The organism is Thiocapsa sp., from assembly GCF_011390875.1.
Taxonomy (GTDB): domain Bacteria; phylum Pseudomonadota; class Gammaproteobacteria; order Chromatiales; family Chromatiaceae; genus Thiocapsa.
In genome coordinates, this window is the sequence record NZ_JAABRP010000211.1 from 1 (window position 1) to 7854 (window position 7854).

6 protein-coding genes are annotated in these 7854 nt (G+C 64.0%); 3 read left to right on the top strand and 3 right to left on the bottom strand.

Annotated elements, in window-relative coordinates:
• Together GPT33_RS15285 and GPT33_RS15290 are read left to right on the top strand one after the other, a co-directional pair.
• Positions 1-2804: UvrD-helicase domain-containing protein (locus tag GPT33_RS15285; RefSeq protein WP_296810454.1), on the top strand; the 2804-nt coding region annotated here is incomplete at its 5' end.
• On the top strand, positions 2740-3219 hold the full coding sequence (locus GPT33_RS15290; RefSeq protein ID WP_296810456.1) for a hypothetical protein: 480 nt from the start codon (positions 2740-2742) through the stop codon (positions 3217-3219). The genes GPT33_RS15285 and GPT33_RS15290, both read left to right, overlap by 65 nt.
• A 488-nt stretch (positions 3220-3707) precedes the next feature.
• On the opposite strand, the gene GPT33_RS15295 is transcribed toward GPT33_RS15290, so the two are convergent.
• The 3 genes from GPT33_RS15295 to GPT33_RS15305 all read right to left on the bottom strand — a co-directional run bounded on the left by GPT33_RS15295 (position 3708) and on the right by GPT33_RS15305 (position 7146).
• A complete protein-coding gene (locus GPT33_RS15295; protein WP_296810458.1) occupies positions 3708-4709 on the bottom strand; it encodes a ParA family protein in 1002 nt (333 codons plus the stop codon).
• Positions 4706-5896, bottom strand: a complete 1191-nt coding sequence (locus tag GPT33_RS15300) for an RNA-binding domain-containing protein (protein ID WP_296810460.1) — start codon at positions 5894-5896, stop codon at positions 4706-4708. Before GPT33_RS15300 ends, GPT33_RS15295 begins: the two co-directional genes overlap by 4 nt.
• 560 nt (positions 5897-6456) lie before the next feature.
• Positions 6457-7146 (bottom strand): class I SAM-dependent methyltransferase, encoded by a 690-nt coding sequence (locus GPT33_RS15305; RefSeq protein WP_363929412.1) that lies wholly within the window; start codon positions 7144-7146, stop codon positions 6457-6459.
• 105 nt (positions 7147-7251) lie between these two features.
• Between GPT33_RS15305 and GPT33_RS15310 the strand changes: the two genes are divergently transcribed.
• Positions 7252-7854, top strand: a 603-nt coding sequence (locus tag GPT33_RS15310) for a M48 family metalloprotease (RefSeq protein ID WP_296810464.1), incomplete at its 3' end; no start/stop codon positions are given.

Genomic DNA, 7854 nt, shown 5'->3' on the forward strand with positions numbered 1-7854 from the left:
GCTTCGTCGAGGCATTCGCGGAGGCTGGACAGGTCTACAAAGAGTCGGTCGGTTTGCTCAAGCGCGAAGCGACCCGCGCCACCGTGGTTGCCGAGTGGGTCCAACGCGCGGAGGCCGGCGAGTTCTGGGTGGCCCACCATCGCGTCGCACGCGCGAAGTCGGACACGGCAATCCTGGCGCCCGTGCTGCGCATTCCCGCTGAAGAGATGACCTCGAGTCCAGGTCTCGTCGAGGCGTTGAGGGTCCTGCAGGGCTTTGCGAGTGACCCCCCGGGTTTCCGAATCCGGGCGAACCGGACCTTTGTCGATGCCGAGCTGAAACGCTACGACGGCTACTTCAACACGGTCGAGTCGAGACCTCTGACCCGCGCGCAGCGAAGGGCGGTGGTCGTCCACGAGGAGAACACGCGTGTCATCGCAGGCGCCGGTTCGGGCAAGACCAGCGTCATGGTCGCCAAGGCCGGATACCTGCTCCACAAGGAGCTGTGCAAGCCTCGCGAGTTGCTGCTGCTGGCCTTCAACCGGGACGCGGCCGAAGAGCTGAGAACACGCCTCAAAGAACGATTCGGCCTCGACCTGCGGGTGAGCACCTTCCACGCCTTGGGTCTCGACATCATTGCCCGAGCCACCGGCACGAAACCGTCGTTGGCGTCCTGGGCCGGCAATGACCGTGAGTTCACGGAGCATCTGCAATCGCTGCTGACCGAGACCATCTGCGACCCGGCGACCTCGGATGCAGCCCGCGCCTACGCGCAGAGTCATTTTGCCCCTTACCACAGTCCGTTCGAATTCAAGAGTGAAGGCGAGTACTTCGACTACCTCAGATCCGTCGACATGGTGAGCCTCAACGGCGAGACGGTGAAGAGCTTCGAGGAAGCGGAGATCGCGAATTTCCTGTGCTTGAACGGCGTGCCTTACCGCTACGAGGCCGATTACCAGCATCCGACCGCCGATGCGGAACATCGCCAGTACAGGCCTGATTTCTACCTGACCGACGCGGATCTCTACATCGAGCACTTCGGAATCGCGAGGGATTGGTCGACCGCGCCTTATGTCGATCGGGCCGAGTATCACGCGGGCATCGATTGGAAACGCGAGCTCCACCGCAAGCACGGCACCCGCCTGATCGAGACCTACAGCTACCAGAAGAGCGAGGGGACGCTCCTGACCGAGTTGGAGCGTCAGCTACGCGCCGCTGGCGTGGCGTTCAATCCGATCTCGTCGGAGCAGGCGTTGGAGCGGCTCAATTCGGGGCATCGCATCGGGGTGATGACCAAGCTCGCCGGCACCTTTCTCAACCACTTCAAAGGGGGCGGCTATCGGCTCGATGATCTGCGCCTTAAGGCTCGCCGACAAGGCGACAAGAATCAACGGGTCGCCGCCTTCCTGGATCTGTTCGAGGCTGTCTACAATCGCTACGAGCGCCGCTTGCGAGCAACGAACGAGATCGACTTCAACGACATGATCCTGCGTGCGGCGGATCACGTCGCTTCGGGTCGTTACCGGTCCGAGTACCGTTGTATCCTGGTCGACGAGTTCCAGGACATCTCGGCGGGTCGTGCGAAGCTGATCAAGGCACTCAAGGGCCAGGGTCAGGAGCATCGGCTGTTTTGCGTGGGGGACGACTGGCAGGCGATCTATCGCTTCGCCGGCAGCGACATCGCCTTGATGCGCGACTTCGAGGAGCATTTCGGCCCATCGGAGACCGTGGCCCTCGACCGCACCTTTCGGTGCAACGCCGGCATCAACGCGGTGGCGACCCGCTTCGTGCTCGCCAATCCGGCCCAGATCAAAAAGACCGTCGCCGCCGAACGGCCCTCGACCGGCGCGAGCGTCCTGATCCATCGCTCGGGGGAGAGCGGCATCGATCCGGTCGGCGATGCATTCTCGGAGATCGCTCGACGGGCCGATGGCGCGAAACGCAGCGTCTTGCTTCTCGGGCGTTACGGTTTCCAGAGCGACGGTTTGCCGTGGAGCGCGATCGGACGCGACTATCCGAACCTCTCCGCGTCGTTCAAAACCGCCCATGGCGCGAAGGGACTGGAAGCCGATCATGTCATCGTGCTGGGCATGCAGGCCGGACGGTATGGATTTCCCTCGCAGATCGCCGACGACCCCCTGCTTGGCTTGGTGCTGGCGACGCCCGAAAAGGCGCCTCATGCCGAAGAACGGCGTCTGTTCTATGTCGCCCTGACGCGAGCCCGACATTCCGTGCACCTGATCGTCGACGAAGGGCTTCCGTCGGTCTTCGTCGCGGAGATCCAAGCCTTCGGGGTCGACGTCGAGACGCGCGGTGGAGCGTCGGTCGCCCCCGTGAAGTGCCGACAATGCAAGACCGGGATCATGCTGCTGCGCAGCGGCCCATCGGGCAACTTCTACGGGTGCTCGCACTATCCGCGGTGCACGCGAACGGAGCAGGCTTGTCGACGGTGTCAAAGGGGGATCCTCGTGCCCGATCCCTCCGGGGAGCGGCATACCTGCAACAATGCGCTCTGCGGTTACAGCGAGCGAGCCTGTCCTCGCTGCGGGACCGGAAGACTGGTCGAGAGGAGCGGCAAGAAGGGCCCCTTCCTGGGCTGCACCAATTTCTACGTCAGCGGGTGCAAGTACACGGAGGATCTGCAGGACACTGGCCATGACGGAACCTCGATCGGGAGGCCACAATCACTGCAGTCACCATCATGCCCAGCCATCGCTGGGCATGGCCCGCGACCTTCATTCTTAGGGGAGATCGGTATCCATGAAGAATCAACCTATCGTCGGTGCAATCCTCGTGCTCCTAGTCATGGTGGGTGTGAGCGGTGAACTCTTTGCAGACGGTTCGCTCGATCCCGAGCGCGTAAGGTTCCTTGAGGATGCACTCGGAGGCGAATCCGTCTCCGCCTATTGGCTCCCGGACAGCACGACTCCGGCGCGGGCGACCGAAGCCATCGGGGTCCTGTACCGGGCGATCGAAGGGGCGGCCGGCAATGTCACGATCGAAATGGGGCATTTCAGCCGTTCGGGGGCGGATTATCGTTTGACAGGGCGCGTGCGTGAGGTCTACGGGATGGAGCCGCGTGACGTTGCGTTCCTGCCGGACCGCATCGAGCTGACGACGACCATGCCGAAACCGGGCGATCTGCGTTGCTGCCCGACGGGGAAGGCGCGCTCTATCCAGCTGCTGGCCGAACCCGAGGAGATTCCGCGGCTTGAGCGCCCGAATGCAGCGAGGGCTTGAGAAAGCATTGGGTCGGTGATCCGCCCATCCGGCTGCTGGATTCTTGTCGCAATTCGACATCGGCTGAGAGTGGGGAGAGCTTACGGAGTCGACCCAGACCAACCGCTCGGCGTCACGTCGTGAGCGACCGTTCCGGAAACAGAGCCGCCGCTCGCGGTACCCCTCTGCGCGGTAGTAATGTCACAGTTGCGGTCACCGGGCTCACGCATGACCATACCCCGGCCTCGGTCAAGAGCTGCCGCTGACCAATGAGCAACCGAGAGGCACCTATGTCTCACACACAGGGCATTTAATGAGCGGGGATGACACCTGTCTTGTTCGCCACGCGTCGGCCAGTTACGGCGCGACCTTACGACCACTGACTCACGGCGTCCCGCATGTGTTCTGCATACTTGGATGCGCGTCTTCGCGCCCCCTGGGCTGCGACACTTAGGCATTGTACCCGCGTGCATGGCTATCGGGGACTACCGGACGTCGCGATCGTCGAACTAAGGCACGTCGATCCCGAGCCGCTTCAACAGCTTCTCACCAATTTGGATGAAGTTGTCCCGACAGCGTGCCACGGCCTGAATCTGCCCCCCACCGATCCCGTCGGCCTGCTTGAGATCGAAGATCGGCTTACGTGCCTGCCGGGCGATCGGGACCAGGCTCGCGTAGTGCGGGATCAGGGCAAGGCAATGCTCGTCCTTCTCGAAGGAAGCCGCGGTTTGACTAGGCGCTTCATCCAGAACAGATCGGCGATACTCGGCAGGGATGGCCTGCGCCCAACGGGCGTAACCCGCGACGGGTCGATCGGCCCTGGCCAGATGCTGCTGAACCATGTAACCGAGTGGCAGGAAATCATGGGGAGGCAAGGTCTCTTGGGGTTTACCGGTGAGACCTCGCTCACGGACAGTGCCCCAGTCGCGCCGCCACTCGCGCAAGGTCGGCCCGACGTTGCGGAGCCCCTGCAAGCTGAACAGATCCGGTGCCACCGGAAGCACCAGGTGATCGCATGCCAGCAGCGCCGCCCGGTTGAGGGCACCCAGGCTGGGGCCAAGATCCATGATCATCACATCCGCCGCCACCTGCTCGGCGGCGAGATTCGACAGCAGATCGAGCGACGTCGTCACATCGAGCGCCCGATCGTTGTCCGAGGCCAGCGTCTTGGCGAACTCCTCCGCCAAGGTCTGCTCGAATCGACTGAGCGCCAGGTGTCCGGGAAGCAGCCAGAGTCCATCGGCAACGCGCTCCAAGCGCGGCGGCAGCACGTCTCCCTTACCCCTCCGCACCGGCTCTAAGCAGCCGGTGACCGTACCATCGCTGCGGCCGTCCTCCCAAATCTCGAACAGTCGGATCTCGTCGAGAAAGATCGCAGAGATATTGCACTGTGGGTCGAAGTCGAGCACGACGACCCGCACCCCACGTCCAGCCAAGACATGGGCAATGTTGAAGGTCAAGGTCGTCTTACCGACTCCCCCCTTGTTGTTGAAGAAGACGATCGATTTCATGGCCGAGCCCTCAGGATCAACCGCGTGAAGCCATCCTTTTCGATCTCCAGAGGAGGGTTGCCGTTTCGCTCCAGGAGCAATCGCACGCGCCGAACGCCCCGTCCGAGCTGCTGCACATAACCCATGTCTACCAGGCCGGCAGTCACGATGGGGTTGCGGTAGTCGGAATGCTCTCCGAACTCGCCCTCGCTCGCCCGCCCGAATGGGCCACCCGGATTCGAAAACTCGATGCGCGTACCGAGCCACTCAATGCGTCCGGGCGCGTAAGTCCCTTCGTACAGGCGGTGCTGAACCAGGTTGCGAGCCAATTCCTTGAGCGCCTCGATTGGATATTGCGGGAGATAACGCTCGACGATGCCCTCGTTCTCCCGATGATCCGGCACAGATGCCAGATGGGCGGTCAACTGCGCCCAGATTCCCTCCAGCTGATCCGCCAGGGTTCCAGCCACCGTCTTGCGGGCCACCACCTCGCTGTCGATGTCCTGTCCCGCATAGCGTACGAACTCGACCGTGGCCCCCGGAAGCCAGGACTGCGGGCTCACACCGAAGAGCAAGAGCGCTGCCGGGTTCGGGCGCCAGGTCCCGGCCACCGGACGGCCCAACTGACGCTGAGTCAGCCACTGCTCCAAGCCGGGAAAGGTCTCCTCGTCGAGGTCTTCGACCCGCGCGGCCTCGTACTTGGCTCGGAGCAGGCCTAGGTTGAGATCCTGAAGGGTTGCCGCGGCGATCGGGCGAAGATCGAAGGGTTGGCTGTGCTCCGGACGACGCTCGTTCAAGCGCAGCAGGTCGGCTTGAGTCGCACGTCGGGTGGAGCTGCCCTGGCGCACCCAAGCAATGCCATCCATCATCACGACCGGCGGAACCGGATAAGGAATGACGGTGATAACCAGGAGTGTGACGCCATCATCCCCGTGATCGACGGAAATGTCGAAGCTTGGCGTTGGCTGGATCTTGGTCGAGCGCAGTCGGTTCGACAGGTCCTGCTGAATTTGATCCAGCCGCTCCGCGTCGACTCCGCGCCGGAAGCCGTCCTTTTCCAGCCCGATCACCAGCCGGCCCGGCTCGCCGCTCCCTCCGAGATCGTTCGCCAGGGCGCAGGCCGCACGCAGGATGCCATCGCTGTCCTGAGGCGTGCGCTTCCATTCGATGCGGTCTGTCTCAGTGCGATATAGCTCGGCTTTGGTCATGACTCTTGAAGCTTGGGAAGGGATTGGCTTGGATTGTAACGGAAAACGATTCAATGACTCCGCTTCGGGCCGCAGGCGGTCGATCGCAAGACGACTGGGCCGGGAACCAGACCGGATCCCGCGCTCGCACACAGCCGCGGAACAAAAGGCAACTGCAGGCCAGGGCGGCCCCGATCCATTGCCCCCGTCAGGACGACTCGTGGGCGCGCGATCGGGAGTTCCAGTCATGCAATAAACAGCTCTCTGTCCGCTGCGGCTTGTTTCACGGCGGTCGTTGCTCGCGGAGCGAACGTGCGCTGTGGGTCGTTTTCACCTGCTGGAGGCCGCTACCGCCAGCGGCAGCAATCCGCGTGTAGGGATCGCTGGCGTAGGCAGCCCTGGGAGTCCGCAAAGCGCGTGTTACTGCCATAGCGGCGACTCGACTGAACGTCTGGATTCAGCCGAGTTCCTCCTGATCGCCGCCAGGGTTGAGTGATCGGTCATACCCGGCACCCGGCGAGGCGGTTTAGACTGGCAGCAATCCGAGCCTTCAGGTCGCACCCTCGGCCGGCACCGCCGACTCATGAGGTTGCCCGGACTTCCGATGCCCCGCGTGTATCGGCAATCCCCTCCCGACAATCGCATTCAACCACCGCTCCCCTCCCCTCCCGCCGGTCCCCGGTGATCCAGACCTCGTGCACCACGAGCTCTCGAACCGCCTCGACCAGCCCCGCGAGCCCCTCCTCGTCCAGATCCGTGAACCGCCGCCCTCCATGCTCCCGCTCCCCCGCCCCGTACTTGAACGAGGCATTGAGCACCCCGTCGGCCTTGAGCGCACGCCCGAGACGGCCGAACACATCGGGCAGCTCCGCCATCGGCACATGCAGCAAACTCGCGCATGCCCAGATGCCGTCGAATGCGTCCTGCCAGTTGATCTCCTGGAAGCGCTGGACCTCGACCGGCAATCCGCAATGCGCGGTAGCCAGCCGCGCCAACGTCGGCGACGCCTCGAACGCGGTCACCGCATAGCCCAGCCGCCGAAACGCCAGCGCATCGCGCCCCGACCCACAGCCTGCATCGAGGATGTGCCCGCCGGGCGGGACGCGGGCGAGGAACCGAGCGTACAACGGGGCCATGTCGATCGTGACTGTTTCGGCGAAGAAGGTCTCGGCCTGGTCTTCGTAGTAGGCGATCGAGTCTGCTTCGGTGTCTCGGTCGTGCGGCTTGGGATCCTGCGACATGGCGAACTCTCGATCTGTGGTTACGGCCAAGGCATCGCTCCGCTAGGGAGCACCCGCCGGGAAGGCCGGTGACCGGCGCGGCGAGACCTGCGCCGTCCGATTGAGGTTCGAGCCGGACGACCTCACGGATGGTGCATGAATCACGGTCAACTCGCTCGGCACAAGCTGCGCAACAATCTTCAGAGCCTGGGGCTGTTGGCGTTGCTCGCCCTCTTGCTCGGTTCGCCGGCCTGGGCGATCGGGGGCGAGCCGCTATTGTGGGGCACCCTGCTCGGTGTGCTTATCCTCGCCGCGGCCAATCCCGCGATCCCGCCGCGTCTGCTGATGTCGCTGTATCGCGCCCGCCCGGTGCGACCGGGCGAGGCACCGGGGCTCTATCGCCTGCTGGACGCGCTGTCGCAGCGTGCCGGATTGGCACGCGTCCCGCAGCTCCATTATCTGCCCTCGGCGACCGTCAACGCCTTCGCGACCGGACGTCGCGACGATGCTGCGGTCCTCGTCTCCGATGGCCTGCTGCGGCGGCTCGACCGGCGCGAACTGGCGGCGGTGTTGGCGCATGAGGTCGCCCATATCGCCCACGATGACATTCGGGTGATGGCCCTCGCCGATCTGGTCAGCCGCATCACTGCCGCGCTGAGCCTCGCCGGCCAGCTCTTACTCCTTCTGGTGCTGCCGGCGCTCGTCCTCGGCATGGACGGGCTGCCGTGGTTTCCCATCCTGATCTTGCTGGCCGCGCCG

Excerpts from the sequence above, each read along its gene's own strand:
- GPT33_RS15295 (WP_296810458.1), bottom strand. The coding sequence starts at position 4,709 with ATGAAATCGATCGTCTTCTTCAACAACAAGGGGGGAGTCGGTAAGACG.
- GPT33_RS15290 (WP_296810456.1), top strand. The coding sequence starts at position 2,740 with ATGAAGAATCAACCTATCGTCGGTGCAATCCTCGTGCTCCTAGTCATG.
- GPT33_RS15300 (WP_296810460.1), bottom strand. The coding sequence starts at position 5,896 with ATGACCAAAGCCGAGCTATATCGCACTGAGACAGACCGCATCGAATGG.